Consider the following 17,919-nt stretch of genomic DNA (forward strand, 5'->3'; position numbering starts at 1 on the left):
ATCGATGATATTGGCGCTAATGAATTATTAATTTCATGGCTGATAACCCTGACCAAACTTTGCCATGCATTACGTTCTTCACTTCTCAAGAGGCTGCCAACGTCAGTGATGAATAATAGTTTATGGGGCTTTCCTGCTTCCCTAAATTCTTCAACATGCACATTGAACTTTCCTTGTTGATTGCCAAAGGTTAATGCCATAACTTTGCTTTGCCCATTACCGAGTTGCCTCAGTTGCTTTAACTGGTTTAGAGATGATCCAGATAATGACTTCCCCGTAATATGTAAAAGTTTTTCCGCTGTGGGATTAATGAGTACAGGCACACTATCAGCATTGAGTGCGATGATAGCGACATCAATATGATTAATAACAGTACGTAAGAGTAATTGGCTTTCTATCGACTCAAGACGCTGCTTACGGAGTCGGCTTGATAAGGTGTTGATTGAAGTAACTAACTCGTTAAGAGCGACATCGCCATGACTAGAGCGAGCTCTTAGTGTGTAATCTTCACGGATCATCGCATCAAGTAAGTTGCTTAAACTACGAAATTGGTAGGCTGATTTTTGATGTATTTGAGCATGACAATACAAAATACTGACACCACCCAACAATAGCGTAAGTAAAATCAAAAAAATTGAAATATCCGCAATAAACATCACTATGATTAACAAGATAAATGACGGTACAGAGGCAAATAACGATAAATGTACTAATTGTAATTCAAACGATTTTTTGGTTTGCATCGATGATCCATTATCCAAGGGGCGTTAAAAAGGTCGCTTAAATCATGACTAACTTATTTTTTCTAAGCGTCGATAAAAGGCACTGCGGCTTAACCCTAAAGATTTAGCGGCCTTCAAGGCATTACCATTAAAATAGCTAAGGCGCTGATCAATGATGGCTGATTCAATATCTGCTAGCTTTGCCAGCACTAAAGTATCCACTGCCGCTGTTGACTGTTTCTCTTGTTGACTTGGTAAACCCAGATCTTCAGCACTAATACTGTCTTTTTGACATAAGATTTGTGCCCGCTCCATCACATGGCTTAATTCTCTAATATTGCCAGGCCAATCATAGGCGCATAATGCTTTTTTAGCCGTATCACTGATGAGCAACGTATTTTTCATATTTTGTTTCGCGGCACTTTTTACCAAAAAAGATTCTGCCAACGGGATAATATCTTCCGCTCTATCCTTTAAATTAGGGATCTCAATCACGATTGTATTGATGCGATAAAGTAAGTCTTTCCGAAATTCACCGTTTTCAACTGCTTCGGTTAAATTAGCATTGGTTGCTGAAATTAAACGAACATCGACTGAAATCGTTTTATTTGAGCCAACTTTTTCAAATTCATTATCTTCAAGTACACGTAATAATTTTCCTTGTTGTGAATAAGGCGTGTTGGCAATTTCATCCAAAAATAATGTACCGCTATCAGCAAGCTCAAAGCGACCTATACGTGTTGATTTAGCATCAGTAAAGGCACCTTTTACGTGACCAAACATTTCACTTTCAAATAAAGTTTCAGTAACCGAGCCCATATTCACCGATATTTGATTAGCATTTTTACGTTGAGAATGTTCGTGAATATAGCGTGCAAACATGCTCTTTCCTGTGCCATTTTCGCCTGTTAACAATACACTTGCGTTACTTTTAGCGACTTGATTAATAACATGCATTGTTTGTTGCATCGCAGGTGATTGAGCAATTATTTCACCGTTAAATTCACTATCCACTTGTTGTTGTAGTAATTTATTTTGCTGAGAAAGTTTTTGTGAATTTTTTTCACTTTGCGCTAATTTTATTTGGTTTTTTATGATGGCAATAAGGCGATCTATATCCCAAGGCTTTTGCACAAAATCATTAGCGCCATTTTGCATGGTACTGACAGCAACTTCGATTGTCGCCCAGCCAGTCATGACAACAATAGGTAAGTTCTCATCTACTTTTCTGATTGACTCAATTAAGGCTAAACCTTCTTCACCCGATGTTGTATCGCTTGAATAGTTTAAATCCATTAAGGCTAAATCAACATTTTCTCTTTGTAGAGCGGCCAATGCTGCTTCAGGGGATTGCGTTAAAACAACCAAATAACCTTCACTTACCAATAGCATTTTTAAAGCAGACAGTATGTCAGTGTCATCATCAACTAATAATATTTTTTCTTTCATTACTGTCACTTATTTCTAATCGTTATTGCTTAAGTATATATTGATACGTCATCTATTTCTAAGTGATTAATTAGCGAGGATATATTAAGTCTATTAATATATCCTCTCTTATAAATTACTCGTAGTGCAGTGCATCACTAGGCTCTAATTGTAATGCTTTTTGAGTAGGTGCATAGGTTGCGTACATAACAATAGCGCCGATAAATACTGTTGTTGTTACAGCAATAATGATTAAAGAAAAATTACCTGTGCCAAATGTTTGCGACATCGCAAACCCCATACCTGTACCAGCCAAAATACCTGGAATACCACCCCACAATAATTGTTTAAATCCAGTCATTAGATACTCTTTGGTAATAATATCTTCATCTGCACCTAACGCGCGTTTAATGCCAATCTCTTGTGTTCTTTGATTGATGGTATTAGACATGACGCCATATATGCCACTCGCGGCAAGAAACGCTGCGGCTAAGCCAAACAATGAAATTAATTTACTAATAAATAAAATCGGCGCTGTATAACGTTCATTGCTTTGCTCATAGGTTTCAATTTTAAACGACGGTAATTGTGGATCGATAGACTGCAAAGTTTTACGCAATGTATTAGTCACCACAGATTGATCTGCTTTCATTTTAATTGCGATAGATATTTGATTACGCGGCAATTGGGTAAAAGGCCTAAATATTGTGGGCAGCCCCTTAGTTTCACGATTACCTTGTATGGTATTTTCAACAACACCAATAATTGATAACCACTTTACCTCGTCATTATTAGTCACTCTTAAGCGTTTACCAATAGGTGATTCATCAACAAAATTTGCTTTAACGAAACTTTCAGAGACTAACACCGAGCTTTTATCTAAACCGTGATCGGTATTGTTAAAGTATCTGCCCTGCTTTAGTTCAACCCCTAATTTGGCTAAGGCCTCAGGCATAATTGAGATATAGTTTACTTTCGGGAAGCTGGTGTTTTTGTTTTGTGTATATTCTTTTCCCTCAATCGCTATAGATGTTTTTAAGGCATAATCACCCGGCAATGCACTGGCTAACATGACACTTTCAACGCCAAGGCCATTTTCTAAACGGGATTTCAGTTGTTGTGAAAATTGTACTTTTTTCTCATCAGTGTCGTAATCCGACTCAGATAAAATGACTCTGGCAGTTAAGGTATTATCGGTATTTGCACCAATATCGTAATTACTCTGTTTATAGGCTGCATAAACCATCACACTGGCAGCAATGAGCACAGCCATTGAAATAAATATTTCACTAATCACTAATAACTTGTTTAATCTTCCTGCTTTTTTCCCTAACGCACCGCGCGTTCCATCGCGTAAAACGGCGTTAAAATCACCGCCTGAATTTTTCCATGCGGGTAACAATCCCGTCACTAATATAGTGCCGACAACAATCGCTAAAAATAATTTTATGGTGTAGGCGTCAAGGCCAAACTTCCACCAAAAGGCAGGTGGGTCAATAAAGAAAGTCGCCGTAATTGCTTCTGATATTTCTAAGCCCCAAGCCGCAACGAGTAGACCAATAACACCACCAAAACAGCAAATAATGATACTTTCCCACAGCATTTGACTGATTAATCGAGAGCGAGGAGCCCCTAAAGCTACCCTGATAGCGGTTTCTTTACCACGCTCTATCGCACGAGACAGTAATAAATTACCCACATTGATAGAAGCCAATACCAGAATGAATACCGCAACAATGTGCATTGAATAAATAACACCTTGCCCATTACCAGCCCCACTACCTGGAATAGTAGTAGCATATGCGCCAATACCTGTATTAGTTTCAGGATACTGTACAGCTATACGCGTCATAATAACGGAAAGTTGAGTATCAATCTCTTCTAGAGAAACCCCAGAGTTAATATGTGCAATACCACGTACTGATACCGATTGTTCTCGGGTTAGTTCATTGAGGTTATTTTTAAGTGGTAACCATAGCTGTGCTACATTTGGGAAAAAATATCCTTGTGGCATAACCCCAATAACACGATAACTTTCACTATTTATTTGTATATTTTGGTCAAGTACTTTGGCATCACCACCCAATTGGTTTTGCCATAAGTCATAACTAATCACCACAACCAACTCTGCTCCTGTAAGTGTTTCTGCCGTGGTAAATTCTCTGCCTAATAGTGGTTTTGTCCGTGTTATTTCAAATATATTTTCTTGTGCAAATACCCCGTTATATCGCCTCGCACCATCTCTGCCAGCAACATTAACGCTCTGGTTATAATAGGCGCCAAATTCAGATAAACCCTTGATACTTTTTTCAATCGCTTCATAGTCTAGAATGTTTACTTTGCTTTCGGTTTTAGTACCATTTTGTGAACCGCTGATGGTAATAATGGAATCACCATTCTCAAAGGGAAGGTCTTTATAGAGAACAGTATTAAAAAAGGAAAACATATAAACACTTAAACCTATGCCCGCCGCCATCACTAAGGTAGTTAATGCAGTAAAACCCGGTTTTTTAGCTAATAATCTCAGCGCATATTTAAAATCTTGAATAATCATAACAAGTACCTCTTTAAGCGACTGCTGTAGCAATTTTCGTTGCTGGAGCTTTGACATGATCTGCCACAACCTGACCATCAAGTATCTCGATAGTACGCTCTGCTTGCTCTGCCGATCTAGGGTCATGGGTAACCATGCAAATAGTCGCACCTTCTGCATGTAATTTTGCAAGTAATGCCATAACCGCAGCGGCATTTTTTGAATCAAGGTTACCTGTAGGTTCATCTGCCAGAATCATTGAAGGGTTACCTGCAATGGCACGAGCGACAGCAACACGTTGTTGTTGCCCACCTGATAGCTGTGAAGGAAAATGGTTGGCTCTGTGGCCCATATCGACTTTATCAAGGGCATTTTTTACCATTATTTTTCTTTCTTCTTTACTTAAATCTTTACGATAAGTCAGTGGTAGGTCTACATTCTCTTCTACATCAAGATCACTAATTAAATTAAATGACTGAAAGATAAAACCAATTTCCATATTTCTAATACGCGCTCTTTCTTTTTTAGAAATATCAGAAACATCATGATTAGCTAATTGATAATGTCCATTTGTACTGGTATCAAGTAAACCCAATAAAGACAATAAAGTTGATTTACCACAGCCTGAAGGGCCTGAAATTGAAACATACTCACCTTTGTTAATCGTAAGGGTGATATTACTGAGCGCATGTGTTTCTACATCTTCGGTATAAAAGACTTTTTCGATATTTTCTAACTTGATTAATGTGTTACTCATAGTGCTTTCCTTATTGTCTGATTTTATTGTCGTAGACTTTTAAAACTTTTAATACTGTTAATAAAAAATAACAGCTTAATTAATTCGTATTTTTTTATAGGTATCCCAGCTAGATGAATCTGAGATGATAATTCTTTCGCCAAGATGTAAACCTTCAACAACCTCAATCTGGCTAATTGAACCTTGTCCTAATTTCACCTTTATCCGCTCAGCAAATTGTCCGTCTTCGCTGAGTTTGTATAACGACGAATGACTTTGGCTTTGCGCGAATAATGGACGATTAACAAACAGCGTGTCTGCAATTTTGGTGATAGATATTTCACCCTCTACTGCGAGATCTGGTCGCGCTTCAACAGGTAATTCATCGACAAATTTAACGTCAACCTGCACATTACCGTTAACTACAGCAGGATCTACGCGCGTTACAACGCCAGCCACTTTGCTATTTCGTGTATCGATAACCACATGTTGGCCTATCACTACATTGCGTATTTGCAGCTCAGGTACTTGTAGTTCGGCAATAAGGGAGTCTTGCTGAGCGAGAATGGCAATATTGCCGCCCATAGCAATACGTTGACCTGGCTCTACCGCCACCGCTTGTACCACACTGTCGATAGTGGCATATATGTTCAAATGCTTAACTTGCTGTTCTGCACGTTCAAGCTCTTTACGCATTTTATTTAAACGAGCCATACGCGCTTCTTTTTGCACCTGAAGATTTTCGTTCATGGTGGTTAACACTTCTTGTTGTATTTGCCAGCGTTGTTTAAATTGAATCGTGGCTAAACGTGTTTGCTCATAATCTATTTTTGATATAACACCGCTACCTTTTCGAAAAAGCTCATTATGTGCTTCTTGTTTGAGTTTACTGCTTTCGTAATTAAGCTTGGCATCAAGCATTTGTGCTTTTTGAGCCAGTAATGCAGATTTCTTTTCAACCACATCAGCTTTAGCTTCAGCAAGTCTCGCTTCTAATTCCCAATGCGTCTCTTCTAGCAGTTGCTCTAGCTTAGGGTTACTGAGTTTTACAATAAGATCGCCTTTTTTTACAAATTTCCCTGCTTTGACGATGACACGCTCAACACGTCCTTCAACATTTGCAGAAAGCCATTCAATGTTATCGGGGATCAATAGGCCTGTACCGCGCACTGAAATTGAAAACTCGCCACGTTTTACCTGATCATAAACAAGAGTCTCACGGTCAACGGCAAAGTCAGCTTTACCTAGAAAAAGTAAATAATTACCTGCTAGTGCGCAGAGAACAAACATGAATCCCCAAAACACATACCTTTTGACGTTTGTTTTTTTGGCTTTAGCTATTGATATATCCACTATGACTGCTCCGCTAAAATATAAAATTAATTGTTTGCTTAGTTAGCTGTCTATTGCAGGCTCCGTGCCAGACAATTAACGCATTGATAAATAGGTGTATTTTAATTTAATAACAATTTACAGAGCCTAGTATCCCATTATAGGGAAAGCGTAAAAGTCGGTATAATCCCATAAATGGAATGAATAATTTAAGGGCGTAGATAGAAATTTCCAGCGAAGCTGAGACCAATAGAGTTGCTTTATTTGTGTCTCATGGCTTATGTCATGTTCATAAATTTTAATCTTATTTGAATTCAGGTTGTCGAGGGGAAAAATCAATTTGGCTTTCACATGATATTCAACCAACCCTTTTCCTGCGCTAGATCATTTGTATAATTACCTAAGTCACTTATTATTAAAGTAACGACCTTTTTTTGAAATGTATGATGACTAAATATATTAAATGGATAGTACTTATTGGTTTTATTGTTGGCGGATACTTTTGGTTTAGCCAAGAAAAACCAATAATGGTGACGGTAATACAGGCAAGTTATGGTGATGTAGAAAGCATTGTCGCCAATACTCGTGCGGGCACAGTATCATCATGCCAACGCGCTAAAATGTCATTTCCTATTGGTGGCACCATTGCAAGTATTGATGTCAAAGAAGGAGAGTTAGTTAGCCAAGGGCAAATTTTAATGAGCTTATGGAATGCAGATCGCCAATCTCGCATTTATGAAGCTAAAGCCTTAGTGATATCGCGCAGACAAACTAAGAACAGTGTTTGCATCAATGCCAAAAATGACACAAAAATATTAGCTCGCACTAAAAAACTTGTTACAGATAAGCTAACTTCACAAGAGAATTTAGATAATGCGTTGGCTAAATCTGAGGCATCTAACGCATCATGTGCCGCAGCTAACGCGCAAATTCATGTTGCCCAAGCAGTATTGAACACAACGCAAGCGAGTTTCGAACAAACTAAGTTATTTGCGCCTTTTGATGGCATTGTTGCTGAAATAACCGGTGAGATAGGTGAATATTCCACACCGTCACCACCGGGCATTCCTATGCCACCCGCAATAGATTTACTGACTCATCAATGCCATTACATTACTGCGCCTATTGATGAAGTTGATGCCGCAGATATTCAAGTTGGCGACCCCGTTATTATTCGTTTAGACGCTTTTCGAGAGCAAACATTTATCGGCACCGTTAAGCGTGTTGCGCCTTACGTGCAAGATTTTGCCAAGCAAGCAAGAACGGTTGATGTTGACGTAACTTTTAACAAGCAAGTCTTACCTAGACTACTCACTGGCTATAGTGCTGATATAGAAATAGTATTAGAAAAGCACGAAAATGTACTTCAAATCCCCACTGATGTTATTGTCGATAATCAGTTCGTTTTTATCATCAATCAAGACAGTCGCATAGAAAAAAGGGCTTTGAAGCTAGGGTTAAGTAATTGGCAACAAACCGAGGTAATTTCAGGTTTATCAGACCAAGATAAACTTGTGTCAACCTCTGGTAATAGTGCAATAAAACCTGAAGTTTTAGTAAGGGTAAGTGTAAATAATGACTCAGTTAACAATGACTAAGGTAATAGCGACTAAGCAAATAACGTTAAGCCATATTGATAAAACCTACCTAGTCGGTGAAAAGCCATTACATGTCTTAAATGATATTAGCCTGTCTATTGAGGCGGGCGAATACATTTCAATTATGGGGCCGTCTGGCTCAGGAAAATCGACATTATTAAACATGATTGGCTTACTTGATCGTGTCGATAATGGCAGTCTAGTCTTAGAAAATACAGAAACGACGGTATTAACTGAAGAGCAAAGGGCCAAATTAAGACGCAATTCACTGGGTTTTATTTTTCAAAACTTCCAACTTATTTCACGATTAACAGCATTAGAAAATGCGGAATTACCCTTGGTATTAGCCGGAGTTGACGCCAATAAAAGAAGTGAAATAGTCACTGAGTTATTTGAAAGCTTAGGTTTAGCCGATCGTTTACAGCATTTACCCAAACAACTTTCAGGTGGGCAATTACAACGTGTCGCAATAGCAAGAGCCATGGTGATGTCGCCGAAAATATTATTGGCTGATGAACCCACGGGAAATTTAGATCAAAAGTCGGGTAAAGAAGTGGTTGGTGTTCTTGAAGAATTAAACCGACAAGGCATTACCTTAATTATGGTGACTCATGACCATGAGCTTGGCGCCAGAGCCAATAGACAATTACAAATGGTTGATGGCGTAATTGTTGCTGACAGCGCCACTTGCATTGAAATAGGCACAAATAAGTGAAGTGGCGTGATAGCTGGCGCTTTAGCGCTCAGGTATTATTAAGACACAAAACCAGAACGGCGCTGCTGTCTTTCGCTGTTGCTATTGGTGTCTGCTCAGTATTGTTATTAACCAGTGTTGGCGAAGGCGCTCGTCATTATGTGAGTAAAGAATTCGCCTCTTTAGGTAGCGATATATTAATTATATTGCCCGGAAAAAAAGAAACCTCAGGTGGATCAATTCCTTTTTATAGTACAACACCTCGTGATTTAACTATAGAAGATGCCCAAGCGGTTAAACATTTATCCAGTGTTAAATCCGTTGCTCCCGTGATTGCTGGTACGGCTTTAGTCAGCCATAAAAATAAAAGCCGAGAAGTGATCGCTATAGGCTCTACTCAAGACTTTCTGAAGGTACGAAATTTAACACTCTCTCATGGTCGAGGTTTTAGCCAAAAGTCTGCTGATTTGGCCGAATCAATTTGTATTATCGGTGCTCAATTAAAAGATGATTTATTTGGTCAACAAAAAGCGATGGGACAGTGGTTAAAAATTGCTGAGCGCCGATATAGAGTGGTAGGAATATTAGAACAACGTGGTGAATCTCTCGGCTTAGATATGCGGGATATGGTCATTATTCCGATACGTAGTGCAGAATCACTGTTTAACTCACCGGCTTTGTTTCGTATTTTAATTGCATTAAAACCGCGCCAAGACGAGAGCCTAACCGAACAACGCATTTTATCGCTGATTAAAAAGCGCCATGATAATGAAGAAGACATTACCATTGTTAGCCAAAATGCGATGATGTCTTCATTCGATAGAATATCAAATTTTCTCACCGTAGCTATTGGCGTAATCGCCAGTATTAGTTTGGTGGTTGCGGGATTTTTGATCATGAACGTTAGCTATATTTCGGTGAGTAAAAGGCAGCAAGAAATTGGTTTATTGAAAGCCATAGGTGCAACCGCAACTGAAGTTCGTGTTATTTTTTTAACAGAGTCTGCTTTGTTAATTGGTTTGGGGGTCTGTTTAGGTCTAGCAGCTGGTTACACTATAGCGGCTTTGTTTAATCAGTTTATTGCCAGTTTTGTTTTGATAATCCCATGGTGGGCGGCACTAGCTAGTGGGCTAATGTCATTCGTTATCGGTTTACTTTTTACTTGGCTACCTGCAGCAAAGGCGGCTAGCCAAGATCCTGTTAGTGCGATGCGGGGTAATTAAATGCAATTTATTGATAAGCTTAATTGGATAAAAACATCATTATACTCACAACGAAAACGTACTTGGTTAACCGTTATCGGCTTTGCTACCGGTATTGCTGCCGTTGTTTTAATGAATTCAATAGGGGAAAGTTTACGGCAATATATTTTGAAAGAATTCACCCAATTCGGTAGTAATATTATTGCGGTGTCCCCCGGTAAAGCACAAACATTTGGCCTTGGCGGTTTATTAAAAACGGTTCGTCCACTGAGTTTGTCTGATAGCGAGCATTTACAAGCATTACCTGAAGTTGTTTTTACCGTGCCCGTTATCGCGGGAACCTCAAAGGTGCAAGCACAAGGGAAATTTAGACATACCGATGTGGTTGGCGTTAACCACATGGCCGCGGATGCTTGGCAACTTAATTTAGCAAGCGGTAGTTTTTTACCCGAAGATGATATTAACCGCCCTCGTCAATTAGCGGTATTAGGATCCTTGATAAAACAATCATTGTTTGGGCAATCAAATGCGGTGGGTCAATTTATTCATATTAGCGGAAGACGATTCCGTATTGTTGGCGTACTCCATGAAAAAGGCCAGTTTGTCGGTCAGAGCTTAGATGAGATGGTTTATATTCCGACCGCGAGTGCAATGCAATTATTTAATCGTGAAAGCTTGATGGAAATTGATATTTTCTACCATGAAAATATCTCATCTACTTTAGTAGCGAGTAAAGTAACACAACATTTGACTCGGTTACATGGTCGAGAAGACTTTACCATTGTCACCCAAGACGACATGATTTCAAGTCTTGATAATATTTTATCTATCATCAAAATTGCAGGCTCATCACTTGGTCTAATTTCACTGCTCGTTGGTGCGGTAGGCATAGCCACTATTATGTCAATAACAGTCAATGAGAGAGCCAGTGAAATAGGCTTATTAAGAGCCATTGGCTTTTCAACCACACTAGTAAGGCAATTATTTTTAATGGAAGCGGTGGTACTTGCGGTTGTTAGCGGCTTTATTGGATATTTAGTGGTGATGCTTTTATTACTCATCTCGACCTTTATTTTAGTCGATGTGCCCGTTGAAGCTGATATTGTCGTATTTCTCTTAACCTTAGTTTTTTCTGCTGTTATTGGTTTATTGTCTGGTATATATCCAGCAGTGCAAGCGGCAAAACTGCCCCCGATAGAAGCATTAAGAACACAATAATGTATAGGAATCCGTTTTAGTCTAAAAGTTAATGATGTAACAAACGCTTAGTTCAGTTATTTACCTCTTACTAAGATCACTTCGCATAGATATAGTCGATTAAATAAACTAAAATAACAGCAGTATTACTTTTGCGTGATGCACGCTTTGGTTGTGATAACTTTGAAATTTATCAGATATAGCTTATTGCTTTTTAATCGTTTTACGTGTTTTGGTATCTTATTTGTTGGTTTTATTATGCCAACTTATAGTAATGAGCACTCTTCAGAGCTTACTAATAAATACGCTATAGAATTGTTAACTGAGGACGATGGTTTTGTTTCTTCTGAGATATATTCGATCATTCAGGATAATCAGGGATTACTTTGGTTTGGCACCGCCGAAAATGGCGTGATGCGTTACGATGGCCGAAAAGTTACTCTCTTTGAATTTGATAGTATGAGTTCAAACGGTTTATCACATAATGGCGCTGGTAATCTCATGTTAGACCGTGACGGTAGAATATGGGTTGGCACTTGGGGAGGAGGGCTGAATCTTTATGAACCAAAATTAGGAACCTTTCAGCATTTTGTCCATGATCCTCTGCGCATTGATGCTATTTCATCGAACCGAATACAATCTTTATTTCATGACCAAGAAGGTTCTATATGGTTAGGCTCCTATGAGCATGGTTTAAATAAATATCTTGGTAATAATCGCTTTCAGCATATTGAAAAAGTTGATGAGGGAGCCGCGGGTTTATCCCATAATAGAATATGGGATATTGAAGACAATGGTAATGATAGCCTTTGGCTTGCGACTAGCTTTGGCTTAAATTTATACGATAAAAAAAATCATTCTTTTTCCTATTTTTTTCCTGACCCAGATAATCCCACAGCTACCGGCGCAAACGAAATCAGAAGTATTTTAAAAACGTCAAAAAATAAACTTTATATCGGTACACAAAAAGGTCCATTTGACTTTAATAAAGAAACCGGCCTTTTTACATCATTAAAAACTGCTGATGATCAAGACCTTGGTCAAGTGAACTCTATGATTGAAGATCAGCAAGGCTATGTTTGGTTTGTCACCAGTAAAGGCTTGTTTCGACAATCAAACATAAGTGCTCAAATTGATAATTTTGTTCTTGAGCATAATAATGACCTAAGAGTAATTTTCGAAGATAGCTCAAAAACGATCTGGGTTACCAGTGAAAATCACGGCATATATAAGATAGTGCCCCACCGTAAATTTAAATCTATTAATAACTCTGCACTTACAACGCCGAATGCCATCACAGTTGATGCTAATGGTGATTTACTCATTGTTTCTTCATCATCCCAATTATATAAATGGCACGTATCATCACAACAGCTAGAAACACTATCAGGCCCTATCTTTAGTCATGAAAATGGCTATGGCATAAATAGGTTGTTAGAAAAACCCATTATTATTCCAGCGGGTAATAATATTTTGTGGATTGCTCAGGATGAAGGTTTAGCAAAATTCAACTTACAAACTAAGCAGGTAGATCTATTAAGATACCCTAAATCAGATGCTAACTATAATGAGTTTCGAGAGATACGAGCGTTGAATACTGATCAATATGGAAACCTTTGGATAGGCACTTATAAAAATGGCGTTTATCGCTACGATCCTTCAACTAATATTTTTACTCACTTAGATGATTCTTTTGGGCTATCTCATCCAGAAGTATTAGAAATATTTAAAGATAACGAACAGAATATTTGGGTGGGTACCGGCAATGGTGTCAATCTTTGGGATGATATCAATCATCAGTTTATTTCATTTAAAAGTGATAATAAGAAAGCAGATAGCTTACTCGGAAAAATAGTTCAAGATGTGCATCAAGCTAGAGACGGAAAAATTTGGATTGCCACTCAAAAAGGACTCAATTTATACCTCCCAGAAACTCAAAATTTTAAGCATTTTGGCCGAAAAGATGGTTTACCTACTTCCTTAATACGTGCAATTGCAGATGATGAAAGAGGTCATTTATGGCTAACGACAAACAAGGGAATTTCAAGATTAAATCCATTATCGGGAGAAGTAGCTAATTTTGACAGTTACGATGGTTTGTTAGGTTTAAACTATTATGCAAATAGTCTTATAAGAGGCCATAATGAAACACTTTTTACCAGTAGTCAAAAAGGCATAGAATTCTTTAACACTTCGCATATAGAGACAAATAATAGCGAGTTTACTATTGTTTTAACTGGCTTTAATAAAATGGGCCAATCGGTAACACTTGAAAAGCCTTATTCTTATGTAACTGACATTCAATTATCTTATCTGGACTACTTTTTTTCTTTTGAATTCTCAGTCTTAGATTTTATTTCTCCTAGTAAAAATCAATATGCTTATAAACTAGAGGGCTATGATGATAATTGGATTGATATCGGCAATCGAAATGTTGCTTCTTTTACTAATTTAGATGGCGGCTCATATAAATTTTTAGTAAAAGCGACTAACAGTAGTGGTAAATGGGGAGAAAAATTACTGTCTATTAGCTTGTATATATCTCCACCTCCTTGGAAGACTTGGTGGGCGTATAGCTTGTATGTTTTAGTCACCGCACTTATCGTATTCGTTTTCATTTACTTCAGAACACGTATACACCGAACCGAAATTGTTAGACAAAAGCAATTTGTATTAGCACTTGAAGAACAAGTCATTGAAAAAACAGCCTCATTAAAAGCACAAGCTAATGACTTAATCGCTGCAAATAAAAAGTTAGAAGTACTTACCTATCAGGATGGCTTAACCGGGCTATATAATCGCCGTTATTTCGACAAAACACTGACAAAAGAAATCAAAAGACATTATCGTCAAAAGCAACCATTGTCCCTTATGATAGCCGATATTGACCACTTCAAACTCTTTAACGATTTTTATGGTCATCAGCAAGGTGATATATGCCTAAAAAAAGTGGCTCAATGTATTTCTGCTAACGTAGCGCGAACGACAGATGCTAATTGTCGTTATGGTGGTGAGGAGTTTGCAATTATCCTACCCAATACATCAGTGGAAGAATCAACTATTGTTGCTGAACGTTTATGTTTAGCCATCGAGAATATGAATATTGCCCATGAACAGTCTGAAACGTGCAAATTTGTTACCTTGACTATAGGCGTGGTGACTATCCCACCCGAGCAAAAAACATCGGTTGATTCAATTGTGTTGAGTGCAGATAATGCATTATATATTGGGAAATCCAAAGGAAGAAATAGAGTGGTACGAGCTGACAAGCCGATATAAACTATTCTTTTAAAATCAAAAACCCTACACCTAACCGACTACATACCGGACACCTTAAGAATAACGGAAAAAAAATAGTTTCTACCACTTTTGTACAAACAAACTTCCTAGTATTTTCTATAAAAAGTGTTATGCTAAATCCTCATCTAATGTCTGATTACCTCACAATTAAGGTAGATTTTTTGCTAGAGCTACCTAACCTCAAAAGCTTCGATAAAGAAGAGTTCAAACAACTGAATGTCGTTTCTTTATTTACCTTGGTAGGTATGGCAATTACTGCCATCATGGGACTTATTGGGCTGTTCAACGGAAATTTTATTTTAGCCAGCACTTTATTTTTCGCAAGCTTTATCTATTTCCTCGGTTATTACGCTTATCAAAAGTTCAACAATATAGAATTTAGTTCCGCAATAGTTCTCTATTCACTTTATTTATTAATGTTTTACCTTACCTACACTGGCGGTGTTGAAAACACAGGGCCTTTATGGATATTTATTGTTGCGCCTGTTTCCGTCTTTATTCATGGTTTAAAGCGCGGCTTGATTAATATTGCGCTATTCGTAACAATAATTAGTACCATAATGTTCATGCCAACCGAGATTATTGCTCATGCTGAGTACAGCATTGAGTTTAAATTACGTTTACTCTATTCTTTTTTAACGGTTACATTTTTGTCAGCCTTGTATGAATATTCAAGAGAAAAATCTTATAAACACGCACTGGAGTTAAGTAAAAAATATCAGCAGCTCGCTCATTTTGATCCCTTAACACAACTATCTAACCGTCGTGGTGCACTCTCCCTTTTAACGCAGGAAAAGTCGCGTATATCTCGTAACCAACAACCTTTTTCTATCATTTTATGCGATGTTGATCACTTCAAAAAAGTTAATGACCAATATGGGCACAATGCAGGGGATGCGGTTTTGGTTGAGCTTGCCAAAGTTTTTACTAAATACACCAGAGATCAAGATTGTATTGCTCGTTGGGGTGGAGAAGAGTTCATATTTATTTTGCCACAAACGCTGGCTGAAAATGCCAATATATTTGCAGAAAAAATCCAAGAAAGACTACAAGAGCATGTCGTTAATTATAAAGATGAAAAAATTAAAGTAACCGTTAGTATGGGCATTGAACAATTCAATGAAAATCAAAGCATTGATGAGGTAATCAACAATGCTGATAAGTATTTATATCAAGCAAAAAACGCGGGCAGAAATCAAATATTTCCAAAATTTTAATAGATACCCGTGCCACTTGACAGTGTTTGGATATAAATATTTAGTCTTTAAAACGCACCGCTAATACGTCACATTTTGCCCCGTGTAAAATGGCATTACTGGTAGAGCCTAATAGCAATTGCAAACCTTGCAATCCATGACTACCCGTTATAATTAAATCAACGTTCTCCTGCTCTGCAAAAGCTAATATTTCCCCACTGGTATGCCCTATAGGTATATGTAAATCTTGCTCGGTAATATTGAGCCTTTTAACCAAAGATTGCAGTACCTCTTTGGCTCGATCTTCTAATATCCGGGTAGTGCCAATGCTATCGGCAGAATCTAAGCCAGGAATAACACCGTATACACCACCATAATAAGCATTAGGGATAGGCTCTACTACGTGAATAACACTAAGTTTAGCTTGAGTGAATTGCTGTAATTGTGTGACCTTATCCTCAATATAGCTTTTAGTTTCATTAAGTTCTGTGGCAAATAAAATATGCTTATACATAAATTTCTCCTTCTCTTTTAAACAATCTTCTCTTTTAAACAATACCAATTTCACTAAATTAAAGTGGTATAACAATATTTTGCTTATAGCTTGCTTGCACAACATTAACTTTATGTTGGTATTTTAATTTTTGTGCGAGTATTTCCATAGCATCTTCCTCTCCATGTACCAGCACTACGGGTGGTTTATTTTCAAAACATTGATACCAATCCAGTAAGCCTTGTTGATCAGCATGAGCCGAAAAACCACCTATGGTGTGAACTTTAGCGTTCACTTGTATCTCTTCACCCCATAACTTAATGTTTTTACAGCCATCAACCAGTGACCGACCTAATGTTCCTCTGGCTTGAAAGCCAACAATCAGCACATGAGCATTTTCACGCCATATATTATGTTTTAAATGATGTTTTATTCGGCCACCAGTGCACATACCACTACCCGCAATAATGATAGCGCCAGAGTTAATTTGGTTAATTTTCATCGAGTATTCAGTCGTTTCTGACATATGAAGATTGGGTAAATCGAATAGTCCATCATTCTGTTGATTAACCTCAACTGCTTTTTTATCGTAGATCTCACTATGTTTAGCATAGACATTTGTCGCTTTTATCCCCATAGGACTATCGAGAAAAATCTGCCAATCATCGAGTTGCCACTCATCAAAATGTTGCTTAAATTCATAGAGTAACTCTTGAGTTCTACCGACAGTAAACGCTGGAATTAATATATTACCTTTGCCACTTTTAGCATTGGCAATAATCTCCCCCATTTCTTGCCAAGTATCCTGCCAACTGCGATGCAGTCGATCACCGTAAGTACTTTCCATTATGACTAAATCAGCATATTTAACTTCAAAAGGATCTCGTAGAATCGGCGCATTTTTATGACCTAAATCACCACTAAAGACGACTTTTTTACTAACGCCATTTTCAGTCAGTGTTAATTCAACGATAGCCGAGCCAATAATATGTCCCGCATCCCTAAGGGTTAGTTTAACGCCTTGACATATTTCCAACTCTTCATCATAAGCAAGCCCTTTAAAATACTGTAATGTTGTTTCCGCTTCTGCCGTTGTATAAAGAGGTTCAACTAATGTTGAGCCCTTACGCTCGCGCTTTTTATTTTCCCAACGCGCTTCTTTTTCATGAATATAACCTGAGTCGACTAGCATAATTTCGCATAAATCTACGGTGGCATTATGGGTATAAATAGCACCATGAAACCCCTCTTTCATAAGCATGGGTAATCGACCAGTATGATCAAGGTGCGCATGACTGACGATCACGGCATCTAGTTCTGTAACATCAAAAGGGAAGGCATCATGGTTGTGTCGCACATTTTCATGAGAGCCCTGTAACATGCCACACTCAAGTAGTATGTTTTTGTTGTTAACTTGCACCAAATAGCAAGAACCAGTGACTTCTCGAGTAGCGCCAAAAAATTTAATATTCATGTAATCTCCGTTGA

At 38.0% G+C, this 17,919-nt stretch carries 13 protein-coding genes; 6 read left to right on the forward strand and 7 right to left on the reverse strand.

Features of this window, described 5'->3' with window-relative positions:
• The 5 genes from CXF71_RS02415 to CXF71_RS02435 all read right to left on the reverse strand — a co-directional run.
• The coding region (locus CXF71_RS02415; RefSeq protein ID WP_157826683.1) for a PAS domain-containing protein at nt 1–743 on the reverse strand (743 nt) is incomplete at its 3' end.
• 48 nt (nt 744–791) lie between these two features.
• Entirely contained in the window at nt 792–2,171 is a 1,380-nt protein-coding gene (locus CXF71_RS02420) for a sigma-54-dependent transcriptional regulator (RefSeq protein WP_101231407.1), read from the reverse strand.
• A 115-nt stretch (nt 2,172–2,286) separates the two neighbouring features.
• Nucleotides 2,287–4,704 carry an ADOP family duplicated permease gene (locus tag CXF71_RS02425; RefSeq protein ID WP_232771352.1) on the reverse strand — a complete coding sequence of 806 codons (2,418 nt, stop codon included), beginning with the start codon at nt 4,702–4,704 and terminating at the stop codon, nt 2,287–2,289.
• Nucleotides 4,705–4,717: 13 nt separating this feature from the next.
• Nucleotides 4,718–5,440: an ABC transporter ATP-binding protein gene (locus tag CXF71_RS02430; protein WP_101231409.1), complete on the reverse strand. Its 723-nt coding sequence runs from the start codon at nt 5,438–5,440 to the stop codon at nt 4,718–4,720.
• A 75-nt stretch (nt 5,441–5,515) separates the two neighbouring features.
• Nucleotides 5,516–6,709: an efflux RND transporter periplasmic adaptor subunit gene (locus CXF71_RS02435; RefSeq protein WP_101231410.1), complete on the reverse strand. Its 1,194-nt coding sequence runs from the start codon at nt 6,707–6,709 to the stop codon at nt 5,516–5,518.
• A 485-nt stretch (nt 6,710–7,194) separates the two neighbouring features.
• Here CXF71_RS02435 and CXF71_RS02440 point away from each other — a divergent pair, with 485 nt between their 5' ends.
• From CXF71_RS02440 to CXF71_RS02465, 6 genes are all read left to right on the forward strand, one after another.
• The gene (locus tag CXF71_RS02440) at nt 7,195–8,349 is read left to right on the forward strand and encodes an efflux RND transporter periplasmic adaptor subunit (RefSeq protein ID WP_101231411.1); all 1,155 of its coding nucleotides are present in this window, start codon (nt 7,195–7,197) and stop codon (nt 8,347–8,349) included.
• The gene (locus tag CXF71_RS02445; protein WP_101231412.1) at nt 8,327–9,064 is read left to right on the forward strand and encodes an ABC transporter ATP-binding protein; all 738 of its coding nucleotides are present in this window, start codon (nt 8,327–8,329) and stop codon (nt 9,062–9,064) included. Before CXF71_RS02440 ends, CXF71_RS02445 begins: the two co-directional genes overlap by 23 nt.
• Entirely contained in the window at nt 9,061–10,266 is a 1,206-nt protein-coding gene (locus CXF71_RS02450; protein ID WP_101231413.1) for an ABC transporter permease, read from the forward strand. Before CXF71_RS02445 ends, CXF71_RS02450 begins: the two co-directional genes overlap by 4 nt.
• Complete coding sequence (locus tag CXF71_RS02455) at nt 10,267–11,463, forward strand: ABC transporter permease (RefSeq protein WP_101231414.1); 1,197 nt, start codon at nt 10,267–10,269, stop codon at nt 11,461–11,463.
• A gap of 237 nt (nt 11,464–11,700) precedes the next feature.
• Entirely contained in the window at nt 11,701–14,721 is a 3,021-nt protein-coding gene (locus tag CXF71_RS02460) for a ligand-binding sensor domain-containing diguanylate cyclase (RefSeq protein ID WP_232771353.1), read from the forward strand.
• A 182-nt stretch (nt 14,722–14,903) separates the two neighbouring features.
• Nucleotides 14,904–15,959, forward strand: coding sequence for a GGDEF domain-containing protein (locus CXF71_RS02465; RefSeq protein WP_232771354.1), 1,056 nt, complete (start codon nt 14,904–14,906; stop codon nt 15,957–15,959).
• A gap of 40 nt (nt 15,960–15,999) precedes the next feature.
• On the opposite strand, the gene CXF71_RS02470 is transcribed toward CXF71_RS02465, so the two are convergent.
• Both CXF71_RS02470 and CXF71_RS02475 read right to left on the reverse strand, forming a co-directional pair.
• Nucleotides 16,000–16,452, reverse strand: coding sequence for a universal stress protein (locus CXF71_RS02470; RefSeq protein WP_157826684.1), 453 nt, complete (start codon nt 16,450–16,452; stop codon nt 16,000–16,002).
• Between the two features lie 58 nt (nt 16,453–16,510).
• Nucleotides 16,511–17,905 carry an MBL fold metallo-hydrolase RNA specificity domain-containing protein gene (locus CXF71_RS02475; protein WP_101231417.1) on the reverse strand — a complete coding sequence of 465 codons (1,395 nt, stop codon included), beginning with the start codon at nt 17,903–17,905 and terminating at the stop codon, nt 16,511–16,513.
• Between the last annotated feature and the right edge of the window lie 14 nt (nt 17,906–17,919).

It is taken from the genome of Colwellia sp. 12G3 (assembly GCF_002836775.1).
GTDB lineage: Bacteria > Pseudomonadota > Gammaproteobacteria > Enterobacterales > Alteromonadaceae > Colwellia.

Coding starts and splice junctions, on each gene's coding strand:
- CXF71_RS02475 (WP_101231417.1), bottom strand. CDS start 17,905: ATGAATATTAAATTTTTTGGCGCTACTCGAGAAGTCACTGGTTCTTGC.
- CXF71_RS02470 (WP_157826684.1), bottom strand. CDS start 16,452: ATGTATAAGCATATTTTATTTGCCACAGAACTTAATGAAACTAAAAGC.
- CXF71_RS02420 (WP_101231407.1), bottom strand. CDS start 2,171: ATGAAAGAAAAAATATTATTAGTTGATGATGACACTGACATACTGTCT.
- CXF71_RS02430 (WP_101231409.1), bottom strand. CDS start 5,440: ATGAGTAACACATTAATCAAGTTAGAAAATATCGAAAAAGTCTTTTAT.
- CXF71_RS02425 (WP_232771352.1), bottom strand. CDS start 4,704: ATGATTATTCAAGATTTTAAATATGCGCTGAGATTATTAGCTAAAAAA.
- CXF71_RS02460 (WP_232771353.1), top strand. CDS start 11,701: ATGCCAACTTATAGTAATGAGCACTCTTCAGAGCTTACTAATAAATAC.
- CXF71_RS02440 (WP_101231411.1), top strand. CDS start 7,195: ATGATGACTAAATATATTAAATGGATAGTACTTATTGGTTTTATTGTT.
- CXF71_RS02435 (WP_101231410.1), bottom strand. CDS start 6,709: ATGTTTGTTCTCTGCGCACTAGCAGGTAATTATTTACTTTTTCTAGGT.
- CXF71_RS02455 (WP_101231414.1), top strand. CDS start 10,267: ATGCAATTTATTGATAAGCTTAATTGGATAAAAACATCATTATACTCA.
- CXF71_RS02445 (WP_101231412.1), top strand. CDS start 8,327: ATGACTCAGTTAACAATGACTAAGGTAATAGCGACTAAGCAAATAACG.